The sequence below is a fragment of the Gloeomargarita sp. genome (assembly GCF_053491055.1).
This window is the reverse complement of sequence record NZ_JBRCEP010000044.1, coordinates 20,888-42,314: the sequence shown is the minus strand read 5'-3', so window position 1 is coordinate 42,314 and position 21,427 is coordinate 20,888. Positions and strand designations below refer to the sequence as shown.

11 protein-coding genes are annotated in these 21,427 nt (G+C 57.5%); 5 read left to right on the top strand and 6 right to left on the bottom strand.

The window, feature by feature from the left end; genetic code table 11:
- From ACWISF_RS04860 to ACWISF_RS04845, 4 genes are all read right to left on the bottom strand, one after another.
- Nucleotides 1–4,558 (bottom strand): choice-of-anchor I family protein (locus tag ACWISF_RS04860; protein WP_448380469.1); only part of this gene is annotated, 4,558 nt, incomplete at its 3' end.
- A 195-nt stretch (nt 4,559–4,753) separates the two neighbouring features.
- Entirely contained in the window at nt 4,754–6,049 is a 1,296-nt protein-coding gene (locus ACWISF_RS04855; RefSeq protein ID WP_448380468.1) for an HlyD family type I secretion periplasmic adaptor subunit, read from the bottom strand.
- Complete coding sequence (locus ACWISF_RS04850) at nt 6,046–8,961, bottom strand: peptidase domain-containing ABC transporter (RefSeq protein ID WP_448380467.1); 2,916 nt, start codon at nt 8,959–8,961, stop codon at nt 6,046–6,048. Before ACWISF_RS04850 ends, ACWISF_RS04855 begins: the two co-directional genes overlap by 4 nt.
- Nucleotides 8,958–9,725, bottom strand: a complete 768-nt coding sequence (locus ACWISF_RS04845) for a peptidylprolyl isomerase (protein ID WP_448380466.1) — start codon at nt 9,723–9,725, stop codon at nt 8,958–8,960. Before ACWISF_RS04845 ends, ACWISF_RS04850 begins: the two co-directional genes overlap by 4 nt.
- Nucleotides 9,726–9,836: 111 nt before the next feature.
- On the opposite strand from ACWISF_RS04845, the gene ACWISF_RS04840 reads away from it, so the two are divergent.
- From ACWISF_RS04840 to ACWISF_RS04820, 5 genes are all read left to right on the top strand, one after another.
- On the top strand, nt 9,837–11,342 hold the full coding sequence (locus ACWISF_RS04840) for a class I SAM-dependent methyltransferase (protein ID WP_448380465.1): 1,506 nt from the start codon (nt 9,837–9,839) through the stop codon (nt 11,340–11,342).
- 220 nt (nt 11,343–11,562) lie between these two features.
- Nucleotides 11,563–12,333, top strand: a complete 771-nt coding sequence (locus ACWISF_RS04835) for a 16S rRNA (uracil(1498)-N(3))-methyltransferase (RefSeq protein WP_448380464.1) — start codon at nt 11,563–11,565, stop codon at nt 12,331–12,333.
- A complete protein-coding gene (locus ACWISF_RS04830) occupies nt 12,330–14,117 on the top strand; it encodes a M3 family oligoendopeptidase (RefSeq protein ID WP_448380463.1) in 1,788 nt (595 codons plus the stop codon). The genes ACWISF_RS04835 and ACWISF_RS04830 overlap by 4 nt, the downstream gene beginning before the upstream one ends.
- A gap of 34 nt (nt 14,118–14,151) precedes the next feature.
- Nucleotides 14,152–16,827, top strand: coding sequence for a GAF domain-containing protein (locus ACWISF_RS04825; RefSeq protein ID WP_448380462.1), 2,676 nt, complete (start codon nt 14,152–14,154; stop codon nt 16,825–16,827).
- On the top strand, nt 16,806–18,404 hold the full coding sequence (locus ACWISF_RS04820) for an ArnT family glycosyltransferase (protein WP_448380461.1): 1,599 nt from the start codon (nt 16,806–16,808) through the stop codon (nt 18,402–18,404). The genes ACWISF_RS04825 and ACWISF_RS04820 overlap by 22 nt, the downstream gene beginning before the upstream one ends.
- Before the next feature lie 14 nt (nt 18,405–18,418).
- Here the strand turns inward: ACWISF_RS04820 and ACWISF_RS04815 are convergent, their stop codons facing one another.
- Together ACWISF_RS04815 and ACWISF_RS04810 are read right to left on the bottom strand one after the other, a co-directional pair.
- Nucleotides 18,419–18,760, bottom strand: a complete 342-nt coding sequence (locus ACWISF_RS04815) for a hypothetical protein (RefSeq protein ID WP_448380460.1) — start codon at nt 18,758–18,760, stop codon at nt 18,419–18,421.
- Between the two features lie 104 nt (nt 18,761–18,864).
- On the bottom strand, nt 18,865–21,054 hold the full coding sequence (locus ACWISF_RS04810) for a PBP1A family penicillin-binding protein (RefSeq protein ID WP_448380459.1): 2,190 nt from the start codon (nt 21,052–21,054) through the stop codon (nt 18,865–18,867).
- Between the last annotated feature and the right edge of the window lie 373 nt (nt 21,055–21,427).

The following is a 21,427-nucleotide window of genomic DNA, read 5'->3' as shown; positions in this document are numbered from 1 at the left end:
AATCGTTGCCGATGGTGCTGAGGACGAACGGGGCACCTGTGGCAAACCCAAACCGGTCGCTGCCTGGGCCGCCCACCAAGGTGTCATTCCCCAAGCCACCCACCAACACATCGTTGCCCGCGCCCGCAAACAGGAGGTCATCCCCACCTTCACCAACGAGGGTATCGTTGCCGCCTTCACCAGAGAGGGTGTCGTTACCCGCCCCACCCGCAAGGGTGTCATTCCCCTCACCGGCAAAGATGTTGTCGTTACCCTCTCCACCGACAACCGTATCGTTGCCCGTGCCGCTGAAGATGATGTCATTGCCCGTATCACCATCGAGGCTGTCATCGCCGCCTTCGCCAATGAGGATATCATTCCCAGCACCCCCCAACAGCGTATCGTTGCCCGTGCCGCCACCGATGGTGTCATTTCCCTCCCCACCGAGGAAGCTGTCATTGCCGCCCTCGCCAACGAGGATGTCATCCCCAACACCACCATCAATCGTGTCATTGCCGTCACCACCCACAAGGCTGTCATTCCCGGCTTCACCACGGATGGTTTCGTTGTTCGCACCGCCATAGATGAGGTCGTTGCCGGCATCACCCGTCAAACTGGCAGTCGTGCCAGCAACCCCCAATTCAACCACACTGACCGTATTGCTCACCTCATTGGCGACCACCAGCAGGGGTTTGCCACTGGGGCTGTCCTCCGCCCGGATAAAGATCAACCCTTCAGGGCTGACATCACCGGGGAGCGCAATGGTGCGGACATACCGGGGAGCAGCAGGATCGGTAATGTTGTACACCAAAATGGCTGCGGCCCGCGTCGTGCGCTCTAACCCAATAAAGGCATAGATTTGGTCCCCAATTTGCCCGATCGCTAACGCCTCCGGTTCTGTCCCCTTGTTGTCATCCCGTCCGTTATCCCGGATGCCAAGTGCCTCCGCAATCGTATCGAAGGCATTGCCGCTGTCATAGACCAACTGACCCGTCTGGGCATTCCAGATCGAGAAGGAACGGCCACCAAAGGAAAACAGTCGTTCCCGCTGAGGATCGCCATCGGGGTCGCTGTAGTTGGTGCGAACGACACTCAGCCGACCCAGAGCCTCGTTATCCAAGATGCCTGCAGGGTTAGGGAACGCTCGGGCATCCAGACCACCCGGTACGGAAGCACCCCGCACCTCTTCCACAAAGCCGTCATACTCCCGCCCGTCTCCCTCGTTGGCCGTCACCAAATAGGTCACACCGCCGACTGTGTAGGTGGCAATGGTATCCGGCTGGTACAGACCAAACAGGTTCGGGTAACTGCGGGGATTGAAACCGCCGTCCTGGTCGCTGGCATCAATGGCGTGGTAGGGCAGGCTGTGATCCTTGAAGCCCAAGGGAAGGATGCTGGTCACCGTTCCCGTGATCAAGTTCACCACCGCCACCGCATTGTTTTCCTGGAGGGTGACGTAGGCAGTGGTGGAATCTGCCGAGATGGCGATGTACTCTGGCTCTGCATCCTGGGCGAGGGTGGCATTGGGGCCGTTGAATTTCGCCCCTTGCGCCTCCAAAGCGGCTTTTTGACCGTTGAACGCCGTAAAGGTGGCATTGACGTTGGTTAGGGGAGACGTTGCCGTCAACGCCCCCACCCCCCCGGCAAAGGTAATCACGCTCACCGAACCTTCCGGGTCAGCTTGTCCCGGTTGATAGCCCTGGGGTTCCCCTTCGTTGGCGACAACCAGCTTGTTCCCGTCCGGGCTAAACACCAGGTTATCCGGCAAGAAGCCGACCAAAACTTCCCGGATAAAGGTGCCATCCGTCTTGAAGAACAGCACCTTCCCCTGCTCGTTCGCCTCGGTGCGCTGGGCTGCATTGGGCGTATCCCCCAAATTCGGCCCTACCGCCACCGCCACGATGCCATCTTTGACCGCCACGCTGTTGGCACCGATACCACTGGCATAGTTCGCCCCACCCGTAGTAGCATAGGGCGCCAGGTCAATGGTGGTAATCACCGTCAGGTTGCTGGGGTTCGCCGCATTCAAAACCGCCAGTTTATCCCCACCGCTGACCACAAACAGGCGTCTGGAGACGGGGTCAAAACTGACAATTTCTGCCCCACCGGTCAGGGAAATCCGGGATTTGAATTGGGCGGTCAGCTCATGGTTTGCCACCGTCGCCAAAACCGTATCCTGGGCAACCGCCAAGTTTTGGATGCGCTGATCAAAGGACGCGGCCACATCCGGAGTACTAAACGAGGGCTTGCCTTGGGCGACGTTGAAATTGGCAAACAGGTACTCGGCCAAAGCATCCTGCTCGGTGCCCTGGGCAGCAAACGTGACCTTGTTGCCCAAAATCGCGCCGCTATTGGGAATATCCACCCGATTGACAAATGCAGGATTGGCGTTCGTCCAGCGGGTAAAGGGGTACACCGTATCCACCAGGTTGGGCACCGTGCCCGTAAAGCTCGGCGGCGCACCTGCCAAAAAATTCAAGGTGACAATACGCAGCGTATCGGTCGCGCTCCCCACAAACTGACCGTCTTTGACAATGACTTCCGTGACCACCCCCCGTTCATCCACCAAAGCCAGGTTGCGAATCCGGCCCTGACCGTTGGCCAGGCGGGCTTGGAATTCCGGCGTCAACACCCCATCGGCATCGAAGACGCGGGTGGAACCGGCAGATTCGGTACGCAGTTCTTGTAATCCCGGCTTGCTGGGATCGTAGCTAAAGCGCACACCCGCCACTTGCGGGAAACTCCCCGGCGTCTGCCCAGGCGCCACAGGGGCCACAGCCGCCTCAAACAGCCAGTAGAGTTGCTGCTGGGTAATCGTCAGCAGGGTCAAACCGTTGTTAAACCGCAGCGACCCGGCAATGTCCAACTGGGAAATATCCCCTTCCTGCTTATTGGCCAGCGGGTTGGCTTGGGTGGGCAGAAAATTGGTCACCGGGGGGTTTTGGCTGGTGTCGTTTTGAATGGCCCCGATGATGTCGCGAATCCCACCCCCATTTTTCAAAGAGAGAACCACCGTTTTGTCCACATCCTTGGCGTAGGCCAGGTTGGCATCCGCCGTCAGGTTACCCAGGTTGGTTTCTTCGGTACGCACCTTTTCCCGCCGCCCTTCCAGAAAGACGCTGGTATCCCCGACAATCGTGCCATCTTGGTCCGTGACTACCGCCGTCACCGCATCCGTCAGTTGCCCGGTCAAACCTGCTTTGCTGATCCCATCCCTGTTGGGGTCGAATAGGCGCAGGTCTTTGCCGTCAACCACCCCATCGCCATTGAGGTCGGTAAGACCAATCGTGCTGAAGGTTACCGCATCGGTGGTGGCATAGGCGCCATTGATGACGGGGTCCAAGCTGGCAGGGATGATGACACCATTGGCATCAAACTGCACCACCAAGCGCCCTAGATAGTTATAAGTGCCATCCGTGTTGACCAGGAGGACAGGTCTGCCATCAGCACCCGTGGCTTGGACAGGATAGGGCAATGCCGCCGTATCCCCCGGTCTGAGGGGGTCGTTTGCATCGGCGAGAATGGTGTCCGAGCCACCTGCCAGGATGATGTCCACCCCCCTAAGCAGGGACGCTAATGCCCGATCAATCTGAAACTGTTGCAGGTGCGTAACCAGGATGATTTTGTTGATGTCATCGGCAGTACCCAGATTATTGTCGGGACCGTCAATCACATCATCAATAATCGGTTGCAGGAATTGGGCAATCAACTCCACGTTGTTGGTGGTCGGGCCGATGACGGTGGTGGCCCCCGGCGACGAAATACTCGGCAGCAAAGGGGTAGTAATGCCAATGACACCGATGCGGTCAAAGGTGGTAGCGCTACTCCCGTCCGTATCAATAATAACCGCAGGCGCCAGTTTATCCGGTTCAACCAGCGCACTGGCCGTCGGCTTATTCAAATCCGACCGCTGGGTAATGTAATCCGTATTGAAGCGTTCTCGACTGGTTGAAAAAAGAGGGCCGCCATTGACAAAAGTATTGATCGCATCCGCATTGAAGTTGGGGTCATTGGCAAAGTTCAGGTTACTGGCCAGGTAGGGAAACAGGGCGCCCAACCAACGAGTACCCCCCAACAGATTGGGCGTCGTTGTCCCCCGAATATCCGCCGCAATAATATCCGCCAAGACCGCCGTGCCCAGGTCGAATTCATGGTTTCCTAGGGCTGAGGCATCAAAGCCAATCACATTCATAATACTGATGTCAATCCGCCCCGGCGCCGCCCGCAAATCCGTAAAGCTATCGGGGTTCCCATCCCCATTCACATCGGCAGGCAAGCCAAACAACCGATTGTACACATTCCGCAAAACCGTTTGCACCGTTTGCACCCCAGGGGTATTGGGGTCCACATCCACCGTCGTATCGCCTGCCGCATTGAAAAAAGGCCCCGAAAGGTAATTGTCCCCCGAAGAGAGAAGAATGGTGTTTTGGGCCAGGGTGCGGGTGCCACCATCCACCGGCGTCGCCAGATTTTCAAAATACTCCACCAGCGCCGCAAAGTTAGCTACGTTCGGAATAGCACTAACAGTTCCCTCAAGGTCCGAAGCATGCAGCAACTGTAAGGTAAAGGTAGATGTCATAATCCCTGCCCTTCTCCCGCGAAAAAACAAAACTATTCGCAAATTAGGTAAAAACAGGGAGCAGATCAATTAAGAACTGTATAAGAAATAACTAGCTGTTCGTTAAAAGAAGGTTAAGTTGGCAACGGTACGGTCCCCCGCTGGCCGGGAGGAACTGTCCCACCCGCCTTTGCTCTTAGGGAAGAGGCCCCCAGGTCAACGCACGTAGCGCAAACTTTCCGTCTGCCGCGTAAACAAATCTGTAAAAATACTTAAGACGGTGCGCTTGCGGGTGCGGATATTGGCCGTGATGCTCATCCCCGACTGCAAGGGCACCACCCGGTCCTTGACCCGCATCGTTTGCGAGGCCAATTCGATCCGCGCCGGAAACCGGAAGAAATTATAAGTATTGTCAGGGGGCAAGGCATCCGCCCCGACCTGCACCAATTTCCCCTTCACATCCCCAAATTCGCTAAACGGAAACGAATCAATCCGCACATCCACATCCATCCCCGGCGCCACAAAGCCAATATCCCGATTGGTAATGTACACTTCCCCCACCAACTTGTCGGTCGGCACAATTTTCAGCAGTGGCCGCAGATCGTTGACATTGGCCACAAACCCCGGCGTATGCGGCTGCAAGTCAAACACAATGCCATCGGCCGGAGCGCGCACCTCCTGATACTGCTGGGCCACCTGCGCCTGTTCCAGTTGCCGGGTCAATTCCGCAATCCGCCGCTCATTCTCGCTGATGTTCACCAACAAATCCCGGCGGGTGGCCGCCAAGGTATTTTGCATCTCCGCTTTGGCCTGCTGGATACTGCTTTCGAGGCGGGGTTGTTCGCTGCGCAACCGCTGCACTTCCCCCTCCTGCTGCAACACCTCCTGCTGCAGGCGCACGTACTGCACCCGCGCCAGACCCCCCTCCTCCATCAGGGTTTGCAAATCGGCCAACAACGCCTTATTGCTTGCCAAGACCGCTTCCTTGCTCGCCAGCATAATGTTGTTTTGGCGCAGTTGTTCTTCCAATTGCCGAATCCGCGCCTGCGCCGCCTGCAACCGACTCAGCAATTCCCGCTGACTTTCCTGCAACATCGCCTGTTGCTCCGGACTCAAGGTGGTCACCTCCCCCACCCCCGCCAGCAATGCCCGGTAGATGCGGTTTTCCGCCAGCAAATTCTCCCGCACCCGCCGACTGGCCGCCAATTCCGCAGCATTGGCCCGCGGGTCCAACGTCAACAGCAACTGCCCCCGCTTGACCAACTGCCCCTCTTTGACGTACACCGCCCGCACCACCCCGCTCAAGGGCGCCCGCACCTCCTTGACTTCCCCCACCGGTTTGAGCGCCCCCGGCGCCTGCACTGCCTGTTCCAACGGGGCAAACGCCGCCCACAGGATCACCCCCGTTGCCGTGCCCACCAAAGACCACAAAATCAGGTGCGACCACACCCCTGGTTGGCGCAACACCACCGGCTGGTCAAAGGGGGCGCCCGCAGGCAAGGATTTCGTCATTTTTGTTTCTGATAGAGAGAATAGTAACGCCCTTTGAGCTGGCACAGTTCCTCGTGGGTGCCATCTTCCACAATTCTACCTTGGTCCATCACCAAAATGCGGTCGGCGTGGCGAATGGTGGCCAACCGATGGGTGACAAACAACACGGTGCGGCCTTGCAGGGCCTTGGCCAAATTTTGACAGACCTGGTATTCCGTGTCGTAATCCAGGGCGCTGGTGGCCTCGTCCAAAATCAACAACCGGGGCTGCTGCACCAACACCCGCGCCAGCGCCACCCGTTGCCGTTGCCCCCCCGATAGGGCGCTCCCTCGCTCCCCCACCCGCGTGTTGTACCCCTGGGGCAAACTCATAATGAAATCGTGGGCGCAGGCAATTTTCGCCGCCTCGATGATTGCCTCCACCGGTATATCCGGGTTGGCTTGGGCGATATTCTCCTGAATCGTGCCGTCAAACAACAGCGGCTCTTGCAACACCATGCCGATTTGTTGCCGCAGCGAATACAAATCCACCTTGGCAATGTCGTAGTTATCAATAAAAATCCGCCCCGATTCCGGCGCATACAACCGGGCAATCAGCTTGGTGAGGGTACTTTTGCCCGCCCCGCTTTGCCCCACAATCCCCACAAACGTCCCCGGCGCAATCTCCAGCGACACATTCACCAATTGCAGGGGACTGTTGGGGTTAAAGCGAAAATTCACTTCCTCAAAGCGGATCGCCCCCACAATCGGCGGCATGGGGATATTCTGCCGGTCGGTTGCCTCCACCTCCTGTGGCGTATCCACAATATCCGCCAACCGTTCCAGGGATAAGGCCGTCTCCTGGAAGTTCTGCCACAACTGCACCAACCGCAACAGGGGACTGGTGGTGTAACTGGCAATGATCCGAAAGGCAATCAATTGCCCTAGGGTCAATTCCCCTTTGAGCACCAAAAACGCCCCCACCCACAGCAGCAACAACCCCGATAATTGGTGCAAAAAATGGCTCAGGGCGCCCGCCGTGGTGGAGGTAATCACCGTCTGAAACCCCGCACTCACATAGCGGGCATAACGGGTCTGCCATTCCCAGCGAGAACTTAATTCTAAATTTTGCGCTTTGACGGTTTGAATTCCCGATAACACCTCCACAAAATAGGCCTGGGTTTCCGCATTCCGTTCCGCTTTGGTGCGCAATTGACGGCGGATCATCGGGGCGGCCAACAGGGTCAGCAGGACAAACAACGGCACCGTCGCCAGGGCAATCAGGGTCAGCAGCCAACTGTAGACCACCATGACCACGATATAGACAACGGAAAACACCGCATCCAGCACCACGGTCAAAGCCGTACCCGTCAAAAATTGGCGAATCTGCTCCAATTCATTGACGCGGGTTGCCAATTCCCCCACCGGCCGGCGTTCGTAATAGCGCAGGGGCAACCGCAACAAATGGTCAATCACCGCCGCCCCCAACGTCATATCAATGCGATTGGTGGTATCCACAAACAAATAGGTGCGAATGGCACTCAAAACTGCCTCTGCCACCGCAATCCCAATCAGCAAAATCCCCAGGACATTCAGGGTACTAATGCTGTTTTGAACTAACACCTTATCAATAATGATCTGAATCATCAGCGGGTTGGCCAGGCTGAATAATTGCACAAAAAACGAGGCCACAAACACCTCCAGCAACACCCGCCGATACCGCCAAATCGACGGCCAAAACCAACTGAGGCCAAACCGGGCTTGGGGCGTATGCGCCGTCTTTTTCAGGGTCAGTAAGGTGACCTCATCCCCCACCGTGGCCAACCACTCGCTCGGTCGCCGCCGCACAATTCCCTGATCCGGCACTCCCAGCACCAACTCCTGCGGCGAGATGGCAAACAGCACCACCCATCGGCCCTGCCACTGCATCAGGGCTGGCGCTTCCACCCGGGTCACCAAGGGGCTGGGCACCTGCAACAACTGGGTGTCCATGCCCATCAACTGCACCACCGCCCCCAGCAATTGCGGCGTCACCCCCCCCATCTGTTGCCGCCTGCTTTCGAGCACCCGCCGCAGCAGCTCCCGGCGAAACGGCATCTGGAACCACTTGGCCACCATCTGCAGGCAGGCCAAGGTCCCGCCGATTTCCCCTTCCCCCCGCACGTAGGGGTAATCCGCACGGCTAGGGCCGACCCCGGTTTGGGCGCTCACGCCCGGCGCATAGGGCAACTCCGGCAACGGCGTCACCGGTGGAGGGGCCACGATGGCTGCCGGGGGCGACTCCGGGATGAGCGGCCCGACGACCCCCAACAACCGGCTGGGGCATTCCACCCGCAACGAAGGCGTTTGCAAATCCAACCAACCGGGCGCCCGATAGTTCCCCACCTGCCCCAAACTCAACCACCAGCGGCAATTGGGAATCTCCGGCAACACCAGCAGCCCCGGCGCCAAGCTGATCAATTTCACCTCCAACTGGCGCACCCACTCCCGCAGGGGCGTCTTCACCGTCTGCTCTGCCTGTTGGGCCAACGCCGCCCCGAGCAATTCCGCCCGTTCCACCGCCGTCGCTTCTTGACCAAAATAGTCCCGCCAGGCCGGTTGGGTCTGCCATAGTTCCCGGAACAAAGCCGCCGGTAGGGCCAACCCAATCGCCTCTTCGGCAGCAATCACCGTCTCGCTTGTCTGTTGGCGCAACGCCCCCAGCCAGCCCACCACCGCCCCCACTGCCAACCGCTCCAGCGTCACCAGCTTCTGACTGCGGGGGTCCAAAAACAGACAACGCGCCGCCCCTTGGTACAAAACAATCACATGGTCAGGGTTTTGGTTGGCGACGATGAGCGGTTGCCCCATCCGGTACTTCCAGGCCTGCACCTGCCCCAGCACCCGGTCGTGCAGGGACGCAGGCAGGGTCTGTACCAGGGGATGGTTCCGCAAAAACTCGTGAAATGGCGTCATAGGAGTTTTCCTGGGCAGAGTTGCTTTACTTGGTTATCCAGCCAACTGTGGAAGAGTTCATCCAACAGGTGTTGCCGGGTGGCTTCATCCAGTTGGGCAGGGAGAGATTGTTCCAGCCGCACCACCACCCACCAGTTGCCCAACTGCACCGGCGGCCAGACCTGCCCCGGTTGGCTGACCGAGAGCATACGGCTGAGGGTAGGATGCAACTTGCCCAAAGGCACAGGCCCAATCAGCCCGCCTGTGTTGGCCTCCGGCCCTTGGGAAAATTGCTTGGCCGCCTCGGCAAAGGACTGTTCCCCCTCGCTGATGCGGAAGTACAGTTCTTGGGCAATGCCGGGTTGGTGGGTGCGCAAAAGCGAATACACTACCCGGTCCAGGTGCGCCTTGCGTTGCAGGAAATAACTTTCCACCTCAGCGCCCCAGGTGGCCTCCTTGAACCGTTCCAACCGGTGGGGACGGCTGGCGACCCGCACCACCTGCTCCGGCGTCAGGGCATGGCGCGCCAACCAGGCCTGTTGCGCTTCAGGGTTTGTCACCTGCTGTTGCTCCCAAAACGCTTGTAGCCATTGGGCCTCCTCCTCCGGCGTGCAGGAAATGTCCCGCAGGGCTTGTTCCGTCACGATTCCCTGGATAAGGGGGATAAGCAGTTGATGTTCCGCCAGCGCCCGCAACAACTCCGCGGCTGTGAAAACCTGTTCCCCGACCTGTAAAACTGCCGTCGCGGTGGCCACATCCATCCCTTGGGTTGGTTCATCGTTCATCCTCGTCCCTAAGTTGGGTCCATGTTCAAGGTTTGACCTGCAAAGCCCCAGGCTGTCTGCGCGGTAGATGACTGGTAGTATAATCCAGCTAGTCCCTGACCTGAGAAAACCATGACTTGGAATGAAGGGTACGTTACCCAAATCCCCTACACACCCGGATTTTACCACCACCTTAGCCCTGCCAATTTGCATCTGGTTTTGTTGATGAAACGGGTGCAGGGGCTTCCTCTCCACCAACCCTTCACCTACTGCGAATTGGCCTGCGGCCTCGGCATGACCACAAATATCCTGGCTGCAGCCTATCCTCATGCCCAGTTCTACGGGACGGATTTTAACCCCACCCATATATTGCATGCCCGTACCATCGCCCAGGCGGCAGGACTGACCAATGTGACCTTTGCCGATAAAAGTTTTAAGGAATATCTGCATGAGGATTTGCCCCCCTTTGATTTTATTTGCCTCCACGGAATTTATAGCTGGATTAGCGAGGAAAACCGCCAGGCGATTGTGGAATTTATCCGCCAAAAACTCAAAATTGGCGGGGTAGTTTATATATCCTACAACACCATGCCTGGCTGGGCGATGATGGCGCCCCTGCAGCGACTGATGTTGCAATATAAGACGGTCACCAATACGTCTGTCGAGCAGCGACTCAACGGGGCACTCGAATTTTTAGAACAGATGAAAGCGACCAAAGCGGTCTATTTGCAAGAACCTAATGTTGTGAAACGTCTAGAGCGCCTCAAATCCCAAAATCGCTCCTATCTCATCCATGAATATTTCAACGAGCACTGGACGGCCCTGTACTTTGACCAAGTGCATCAGCAGATGGAACAGGCCAAACTCACCTACTTGGGTTCGGCCCACCTGATTGATAATATGGAGAATCTCAATTTCACGGCGGAAGCCATACAAGCATTGGCAAAAATTCCAGACCCGGTTTATCGGGAAGTGGTGCGGGATTTTTATCTGAATAATACCTTCCGCCGGGATGTGTATGTGCGGGGGCTGGAGTTCTTGAGTCCCGCCGAGCAAACCGAGGCATTTCGCCGGATGAAATTTATGTTGACCGTGGAGGTTGACCAAATCAAACTGGAACATCAAACCGCTTTGGGGAAATTGCAACTCCAGGAACATGTTTATCGGCCCCTCACCATGTGCCTCAAGGAAGAAGGCCCCCTCAGCCTTGCCCAATTAGAGGCCAAATTGAGTGCCCACAATATCCCGCTCCAACGTCTGATCCAAGCCTTGCTGGTCATGACCGGCATGAGTTATGCCCACCCGGTTGTCGAGGGGATTGAACCCACGCAGGCGCAGCAATTTAACCAGGCAATGATCCAGCGCTCACTCCACCACAGCGACGTGAATTTCCTGTGCAGTCCGGTGATTGGCAATGGCATTAGTGTCCCCCGGCTGGAGCAGTTGCTGTTGCTGGCAGAAGCTAAGGGCGAGCAAGGCTTAGAATTTGTCTGGCAAAATCTCAAAAATAGTGGGATGCGCTTTACCAAAGAGGGCAAAACCCTGGAAACTCCCGAAGAAAACTGGCAATTTTTACAAGAAAGCGCCCAAAAGTTTGCCCAGAATCGGCGACCGGTGTTGCGTCAGTTGGGTATTTGAGCATTCCTGATTCTCCCATTCTGAAAAAAACGGAGCAATAACAGCTTGTTCTGGGCCACATCCTGCGGGTGCGGCTCTTCTGAGTAACCCTGTGGTGATTCCTCAAGCCACAGGGGCTAATAAAGGGGCGGTCGTTATCGCCATGCCTTGAGAACCATTAAGGCTGTTTATACCCTGGTAAGGCGCTACGCTAAAGTTACGGCGAGTGAATACACCTGATATGGCAACCTCTGCGGGCGCCACGCCCCCCCTAGACGCCCTGGCCGGGTATCAGCGCCTGACCATTCATCCCCAGCAAAGGCAGGGGCAACAGGTGCATTTGACCCCGGCGCAAAGCCATTACCTGGGACGGGTGTTGCGGTTGTCACCAGGGGATGCCTTTATCGCCATGGACGGGCAGGGGCATTGGTGGCGGGCGCAGTTGCTCACCCCGACCCTGGCCCAGTTGGGGGAATTATTACCCATCTGGCGGGAACTGCCTGCCCCTATCGCCCTCCTGATGGGAATTCCCAAGGGGGATGGGATGGATCAGGTGGTACGGCAGGCGACGGAGTTGGGGGTGCGGCAGATTTGGCCGGTGCTCACGGAACGGACGCAGGTGCATCCGGGTTCTGGGCGGATGGAACGCTGGCGGCGAATTGCGACCGAAGCGGCAGAGCAGTCCTGGCGGCAATGGATACCGGAGGTGTTCCCGGCCCAACCTTTGGCCACGGCGGTTGTGCAGGTGGGGGCCATGCCCAAGTTGGTGTGCGCCCCGTCGCCGGAATTTCCCCATCTGGTGACCGTCCTGCCCCCGGAACCAACGGCCTTGGCGGTACTGATTGGGCCGGAGGGGGGGTGGAGTCCGGCGGAAATGGCTTGGTTGCAGGCCCAGGGGGGGCAGTGCGTGTCGTTGGGAAGACGGGTGCTCCGCACGGTCACCGCACCGGTCGTCGCGCTGGCCTTGATTGGGGCATCATGGGAACAGTACGTTGGCAGGGAGCGGCCATGACCGTCACTTACGCCCGCGCGTGGGATTTGTCGGATTTGTACCAAAGCCTGGAAGACCCCCGGCTGGACCAGGAGATGCAGGCGTTGCAGGCGCAGGCGGGACGGTTTCGGGAGACCTATCGGGGCAGGGTGGCGACCTTGACCCCGCTGGAGGTGCGCACGGCCTTGCAAACCTTGGAATCCCTGTGGGAACGGGTGGGTTATGTCTATGCCTATCCCGCGTTGATGTTTGCGGCAGATACGCAAAACCCCCGCGCTCGGCAACGGCTGGACCAGGTGATGCAGGCGGCGACGGCAATAGAAAATCAGGTGTTGTTTTTCTCCCTGGAATTGCAGCAATTACCGGCGGCGCAGTTGACCCAGTTGATTCAGGCACCGGTCTTGGCGGGCTACCGGCACTATCTGGAACGGCTCCGGGTGACCCAGCCCTACCGGTTGCCCGAGGCCGTGGAACAAACCCGCAACCAGGACAGTTTGACGGGACGGCAGGCGTTTATCCAACTGCGTTCTTTGCACCAAGGGGCCTTGACCTACCGCCCGGTGACCACCCCCGAAGGAACAACGGCGACCCTGGAGGCGGAATTGAGCGCCCTGCTGTTTCATGCGGATGCCCAGACCCGCTACCAGGCCTACACCAGCATCCGGGAGCGGCTGGCGGAACACAATTTGCTTTATGGGTATATTCTGAGTACGTTGGCGCAGGATCATCGCCTGGAAAACCAACTGCGGGGCTATCCCTCGACCCTGGCCAAGCAATTGCTGGCGGATGAGGTGCCCGAAGCCGTGTTTGCGGCCATCATGCAGGGTACGCGGGCGCGTTACGACCTGTTCCAACGCTATTACCGGCAAAAAGGGGAAGCGCTGGGGCAGAAAATTCGCACCTGTGATATGTTTGCACCCTGGCCGAGCCAACAGCCGGTGGACACCCGGATTGACTACGACCGGGGGATTGCACTGCTGCTGGGGGCGTTGGGGGAATTTAGCGACACCTATCGTCAGCGGGCGGAGCAATTTTTCCAGAAGCGGTGGGTGGATGCCCAGATGCGTCCCGGCAAGCAGGGGGGAGCGTTTTGTTCCTATGTGTATGGCAAGCACAGTTATCTGTTGCTTTCCTATGCGGATGATTACAACTCCCTGTTTACGCTGGCGCACGAGCTGGGGCATGGGTTGCATTTTGCTTGGATTGGGGAGGCACAGACCTATTTCAACAGCAATCCGCCGATGGTCTTGGCCGAGGTGGCGTCGGTGTTTAATGAGTTGCTGTTGCTGGATTATCTGCTGGCGCGGGCCAATGACCAACCGGCGTTGCAACGGCTGTTGTTGGTGCGCTTGATCGAGGACCAGTTGAATTTAATCTTCCGGCAGAGCACCATCAGCCGCTTAGAATTGGCAATTCATGAGCGGGCGACCCAGGGGAGTTTTGACCACGAATTTGTCAATCAGACCTGGATGCAGCTTTATCAGGAATTGTGCGGCGATGCGGTGGAAGTGCTGCCGGAACATCGGGTGGACTGGGCGCGCATCGGCCATATTTTTTTCAAGCCTTTTTACTGTTACCAATACACGGCATCCAGTGTGGTGAGTTTGGCCTGCTATCAGCAGTACCGGCAGCACGGGCGGGAGTTTATCCCAGGGTATTTGCAACTGCTCGCCAGCGGCGGTTCCCAGGAGCAGATGGAGGCGTTGCGGCAGTACGTGGGGGTGGATTTGACCCAGCCAGCGACCATTGACCGGGCTTTGGATACGGTGGCCGGGTTAATCGACCGATTGGAAGCCTCGCGGTGACCCTGGTAAGCTGGTACTATTCCTGAAAATTCCGGTGGTTTTGAAAACGGCAGTCATCACAGAAGAAAGCAAGTTGACCGCCCTGGTGCAAGCGGTGGAACAGGTACGGGCGGCCACGACAGCGGAACAGGTCTGGAGCCAAGCCGCCGCCTATCTGGGGCAGGAATTGCAGACCCATCTGGCCAGCGAGGGGCGTACTGGGTCGGTCTGGGTGTGGTTAGCCAGTTACGATGCCCTTCGGCAAATGCTGGTGGGCAAAGACGGGGTGGTGCCCAACCCCAGGGAGGAGGGAACCCTGCTGCGGCAACGGTTGGCGGTCACGGCGGGGGATGTGTGGCAGCGGGTCTTGCAGTCCCAAACGCCCCTGGATATTCCCGACTGGAGCAAGGAGCCGAAGTTGGGGGAATGGGCCACTAAAATGCAACGCCTGCGCCCGGTGGGAGTCACCCTCTACCCGCTGCCAGGGGGAATGGGGGTCGCTTGGTTGGGGATTCCCCATTGGGGCGCGGCGCTGCGCCCGGATGGCAAACTGCGGGTGCGGCTGTTTTTGGCCGAAATGGAGCAACAGTTGCGCCGCTTGACGGAGCAGCACCACCGACAGCAGAGCCGCCAAGGGGGAGAATTTCTGACCCAGGTGATGCTCAAGTGCCGTCCCCAGAGCAGTTATGAGGAACGTCTGGCCCTCATGGCCGAACAGGTGCATCAGGCCCTTGGGGCGGACCAAACCCTGGTGTATGCCTACGACGAACGGGCGAATCACTTCATCCTCAAAACCAGCGCCCCCCGGTTGCGACGGGAGGAGGTGGTGCCCGTGGCGATGGTCCAGGGCTTGTACCAAAATCTCGTGCTGGGGGAATTGGTGGTGATTAACGATGCCAGCCAAGCCGAGCGCATCCCCATCAGCCTCCAGTTTTGGCAGCAGTACAATGCCAAGGCGTTGTTAGCCGCTGCTATTTTGGCGCCCGCATCCAAGCAGTTGTTGGGGTTTTACTGTTGTCTTAGCCGCCAGCCCCGGAATTGGGAGCCTTTTGACAAATCGGTTCTGCAAGGGGTGGCCCAGTTGGCAGCCATGCTCTCACCCCTGGCAGAATTGAGCCAAACGCTGGCGCGGCTGGAAACGGAGCAAAAGGTGTACTTGGGCGTAGCGCAGGCAGTTTATGGGGCCGGTGACTGGCAACAGGCGCTCAAAACCGCCGGTCAAATTTTGGATCAGCATTTGCCGGGGGAGCGATGGTTGCTCCTGCACCAAAATCCCGACAGCCGCCATTATGAAATCGTGTACCAAAGCTATAAAAAACGGCCTTTGGTAGGGCCTTTAGCGCCCTTGCACGAATTGGACCAGGATTTACTGCGCCAGGGGGAGGTCGTCATCACCGTACCCAACTGGCAAACGGAATTGAAACTCATGACCTGGCGACAAACCCTACAAAACCAAGGGGTGCAAGCGGTGTTGGCAGCCAATGCCCTGCCGGCACAGGACCCGCACATTCTCCTGGTTTTGACCCAAAACCAACCCCACTATTGGAGTCCCCGCGATTGCCAGTTTGCCCAGGCGGTGGCGCGGCAACTGGGAACGGTGGTGCGCCAATGGTATTTACAACAGTCCTACGAATCCCAAACCCGTTGGTATCGGGCGCTGGTGCGGGGCTTGGAACTCCTGGATCAACCCCAGGCGTTGGTGCAACATCTGGCTGCCGCTTTCTCCCTGCCGCAGGTGGCCTTGGTGACTTGGACGGCCGGGGCAGGACAGGTCGTAGCGGCCAATCCCCACCACGACGCCCTGACGGTCAACGTGCATGACCCCATTTCGGTTCCCGATGACCCTCTTTTGCAGCGGGTGATGGCGCAACGGGAACCTTGGTTGCAAAGCGGGGTGGAATTGGAACCGGCGACCCGCCGCTGGTTGACGGGAGCAGGCATTGACCAGGTGTTTGCCTTGCCCCTTGGGGAACCTGTTCAGGGAGTGCTGGTGCTGTTGGATACGGCGCAACAAACCTGGCCGCCCGCTTTGCTCCAGGTGGTGCAGGCCTTGGGGAGTGCTTTGGGGCGGGAACTGACCTGGAACCAACGGCTACAGCACTTAGAGCGGGCGTATCTGCACCTGGTGAGTCAAAACTGGCAACGGCAATGGCGCTGGCAGGAGTGGGCAACGGCGGTGGGCAGCCTAACGCCGGAGGAATTCCCGCAGCAGTGGCCGGAGAAACAGGCCCAAGCCACCTGCTGGCTCAGTCCCGATGTCACCCTGCATCCCCAGCCTGTGTCCCTTTCGGGTCTCCTGCGCCGGGCCTCTGCCCGTGTCAATGACCTAATCAACCAAAGCAAGGTCTGGTTTCGGGTGCATCAATCCGGGCTGGAAAAGGCGCAAATTTTGGGGGATGGGGAATGTTTGGAGTTGGTTTTGGCAGAATTGCTGCGGTTTGCCTGCCAACGCTCTCCCCAGGAAGGACGGGTGGATATTTGGTGTCAACCGGTGCAAGGCGGGGTGGTGGAGGTGGCGATTACCGACTACGGCCCGATGTCCGTAAGTCTTCTGGAACTGCTGCGCCCGGGCCAGCCCGACCCGTTGGGCAACGGCGTCTTGGACCATTCCCCGGCGCGGGAGTTATTCCTGTGTCGGTTCCAGGTGCAACAGATGGGCGGCGATATTTTCTACGAAAAACTCCCCGACAATCGCTTTTCGAGCCGGTTATGGTTACCCCTGGCCCTTTGAGCTGGCGGTGGTTGCTGGGCTTGACCGGACTGGCGTTGCTGGTCTGGCTAATTGGTTTGGACAACGTACCGCTTCGGGATGTGGATGAAGGTCAGGTAGCGCTGGTGGCACGGGATATTTTTTGCACCGGCAATTGGCTCTTTCCCACCCGCATGGGGGAACCCTACCTAAACAAACCGCCGTTGGTGCATTGGCTTACTGCGCTCAGCTATCGCTTAGGGGGCATTACCGACTGGACCAGCCGTTTCCCTGCCGCTGTGGTCAGTAGCTTGGCCGTGCCGGGGATGTACCTGCTGGGACGACAGGTGTTGGCCAAGGAAGTTGCTGCCCGCTGGGCTGCCCTGGTGTTTTTGACCCTGCTGCCGGTGGTGCGGCATGGTCGTCTTGCCATGTTAGACGGCACCGTTGTAACGGGCTTAGTGTTTTTGCTGATTGCCACCGCCGGTACCCGCTATGAACCCCGCTGGAGTTGGGGGATGGGATGCCTGCTGGGAATCATCGCCCTGACCAAGGGATTAATTGCCCTGCCCTTGGGGGTAATTGCTTTAGCGTTTTTAGCCTGGGAACAGCCTCGCACCTTCCCAAACCCATCGTTTTGGGTGGGTTTATGGCTAGGAATGCTCCCCGGTTTGAGTTGGTTTTTTGCCCAAATGGCTCACTATGGCGCCACCTTTTGGCAAGGGCATTTCCTCGACCAAAGTCTGGCCCGCGCTTGGGAAGTGGTGGGAGGGGAACCGGGGCCGCCTTGGTATTATGTGCAACATTTATTTTTTCACAGTTGGCCGTGGTTTTTGTTTTGGCCGGGGGGATTGCTTTTGGCTTGGCGCAAACGTCACGAATCCTGGGCAAAACTAAGTTTATTGGGCACGGGCATATTTTTAGGCATTATTTCCTTGATGACAACAAAAATCCCCTGGTATGTGATGCCTATTTATCCTTTTTTTGCGCTAAATGTTGGGGCAAAAATAACCCAAATTTGGCAGAACAAAACTGTCCCGCCCCGCTGGTGGTTGTATGTATTTGGGTTTTTAACTTTTGGGGCCACAGGTGCAGGTATTTACTATGGGTTTATGGCAAAGCAATTCGACCTCGCAGGTGTGTTATTGGTCCTAGCCATAACGTTTGGGGGAACTACCTTTTATTACTGGCAACAAAAGCGGCAATTTTTAGTGGTTTTAACCGGGGGATTTTATCTAGCTCTGGTGGCATTTATGGCAACGCCACACTGGAACTGGGAGTTAAACAATTCGGAATTTGCCGTGAAACCGGTTGCAGCCCTCATTCGCCAATTTGTACCTCCCGGATATAACGTTTATCTCTCTCGCCATCACAGCCGCCGCACTTTAGATTTTTACAGCGGCAGGCGGGTAGAAGCCCACAGCAAAGAAACCCTGGAACGTCTGTGGAAAGAGAAACCGGTACGCCCATTTATATTATTAAAAAACCAGGAATTAGACCAGGTGAATTTGCCCAATCATCGTATCTATGGTCAGACCGAACACTACACTTTAGTTGGGCCAATGATTGCCCCCCCAACCCAAGCAGATGCACCTACTTGCCCCTTACCCAAATTATAAATATAAACTCTGATCTAGAGGGGGATGCGTCCGGTAGTGAGCAATGTATAGCCTACTGTTAACGCCAATAATGAGAGGAACAATTGCCACAAACTGGTAGGTTGCAAAACCGCTTGACCACTGGCAATGATCAACACAATCGCGATGACAATTGGCAGCAGTCCCCAACTTTTCGCATCGCTAGGGAGCAAAACCAACATGAGCACCCCAGCGGTGAGGGCAAGCACTGACCCATCGGCAGCGATACCCCGCCAAAAATAGGGAGAGGCTTGGGTGGTGAAAAAGATGTTTTCCCCCAGCATATAAATGCCCCAGAGGGTCAAACCTAAACCAATCAATCGCAGAAGAAAATTCATCGCACTAATGGGTTTTAGGTGTATGGTGACCCAATACAGACTACGTTAGCACGCCTCAAACATTTACCCATGCAATTTTTATGTATATTAGAAAGCAATGCTCATTACACGCCACCCATATATTCCCCCCACAATTGGGCGGCCAGACCGCTACTTCCCCGTGTGGGTTGATTGTTATCATTTCCCAGCCAGATGCCCGTGACCCACGCCCCCGGCACATACCCCACAAACCACATATCCCGCGCCTCGTTGGTGGTGCCGGTTTTGCCCGCTTCCCCCCGCCCCAAAAACGCTGCCCGTCCCGTGCCACTGGCGACCACCGTTTGCAACATGCTGGTTAAAGTAGCCGCTACTTCCGGCGCGATGACCGATTCCCCAGCAGGACTGCGGTAAATTTCCCGGCAGGTTTCCGGGCGGTTGATGTCTGTACAATCGCTGCTATCTCGGATACGGGTGATTGCATGGGGTCGGTGTTTTACCCCCTGGTTCGCCAAAGCGGTAAAGGCCCCGGTCAATTCCCAAGGAGTGACTTCACTTTGTCCTAACACCAAACCGGGGACAGGGTTCAAAGGCGATGCGATCCCCAACCGTCTGGCCCACTGCACCACCGCCGCCAACCCCACCTGCTGCGCCAGCCGCAACGCCACCACATTTTCCGAAAGGGCTAACCCCTGGGTCAAATCCAACGGCGCACTGCCAGAACGACACCCCGCAAAGGACACCCCCTGCCAGACCAACGGGGTACATTCATAGGTGGTGCTTGGGGAAATCCCCTGCTCCAGCGCCGCCCCATAGACAAAAACCTTGAACACAGAACCCGGTTGTCGGCGGGCTTGCGTAACGCGATTGAATTGACTTTGTTGGTAATTTTTACCGCCCACTAATGCTTTCACTGCGCCGGTGCGGGCATCCAGCGTGACCAAGGCGCCCTGGTCAAAATTGTAGGTTGGCCCGTAAGTGGCGACAAAGCGGGCCAGATGCTCTTCCGCCCGTTTTTGCATATGGATATCCAAGGCAGTGTCAATGATAAAGTTCCCTTCCTCTGCCAGACGTTTGCCCAGCAGGGACTCCAGTTCTGCCAGCACCGTGTCGTAGAAGTAGGGGGCAATGGTGCTTTGTAGATTTCTGGTCGCCTGGGGGCTAATTTCAATCCGGGAACGCCGTGCCCGTTTGGCCTCCATCGCCGTAATCATCCCCTGGGCTTCCATCCGGTCAATCACCCGGTTGCGTAACGCCAAGGCCGTGTCGTAGTCCTTGACCGGGTTGAACCGATTGGGGGCCGGGAGCATCCCCACCAAGGTCGCCGCCTCCGCCAAGGTCAAATCCCGGGCAGATTTCCCAAAATAGAACTGCGCCGCATCCTCAAACCCATACCCCGCCACCCCCAAATACACCTTATTTAAGTACACCGTGAGGATGGTTTTTTTATCGTAGTGGGCTTCGAGTTTCAGTGCCACCACCATTTCCCGCAACTTGCGACCGGCAGAATCTTCTGTGCCCACATATTCCCGGAACAGACTGCGCGCCACCTGTTGGGTGATGGTGCTTGCCCCTTCCCGCACTCCGCCGCTGAGCAGGTTGATGCCCAAGGCCCGCACCACCCCAATTGGGTCTACGCCCGGATGCCAGTAAAAACGGCTATCTTCGGAAGCGATCACCGCCTTGGGCAGGTAGGGAGAAAAGTCCTCCAAGCGGGCCAACTCGCGGTGGTTTTGGTTCCAGGGCGAACGCAGGGGGGTGCGTCCATCCCCAGATAAGATGACCAAGGGTCCCTGAGTGCCTGCCGGCAGGGGCGTGACGTCAAATTTCTGCCATTCCACCGCCACCCAGCCTACGGCCAGGGCTAGCCCACACCCAATGACCCATAGGCTGTAGCCCACCGCCTGCCAGTACCAAGGGGGAGGGTCCACATACACCAATTGCACCACCGCGGCCAACTCCGGCGGCCCCAAGGTGAGGCGGTCCCCATGCCGCAGGGTGTGTTGTTGAATTGGCCGCCGCCCCCGGTAAATGCCATTGGTGGATTTTTGGTCCAGCAACACATACCGCCGCCCCCGCCGTTGGAGCAACGCGTGCACCTGGCTGACCAACTCCGACCGCACAGGAATATCGCAACTGCGGCGACTGCGCCCGATGAAATACCGCTCCCCCACCAAGGGCACCACTTCCGGCTGCGGGCGGTCTGGATAGTAGATATAGAGCTGGGGCACCCGCGCCTGGGGCTTCAAGGCGGCTTTACCGGCATAAAGGGTTTGGAGCAATTGACTCAATCCCAAGCGGGAAGGATCTGCCATAGGCTAGGCGAAACGGTGGTGCAAACCCTAGATGTATAATCCATGTATTGTAGCGAGCGTGGCTGCTTGCCCCTCAAAAATACAGCCCAACAGGTTCATGGGCGATTTGCCCTATGGACGTTCTCAGGGACTCCCGCAGTTCCCCGATAACTGCCTTGACGCTGAAAACTCCTTGCCACGCCCACCGCCTGAAGGGGATTTTTATGTATAGCTAGGTAGGTTAAGGTTGTCGCCTTAAGATTCATGGCTACGCCGGGAAACCAATGTGGGGTTACACCCGGCGGCCTATATCATTCAACCTTTGTATGCTTAGCTATAGCCCACAAAGGATGGGTCAAGGTGTTGTCAAAACGCCCCTAGACAGCCCCCTTAC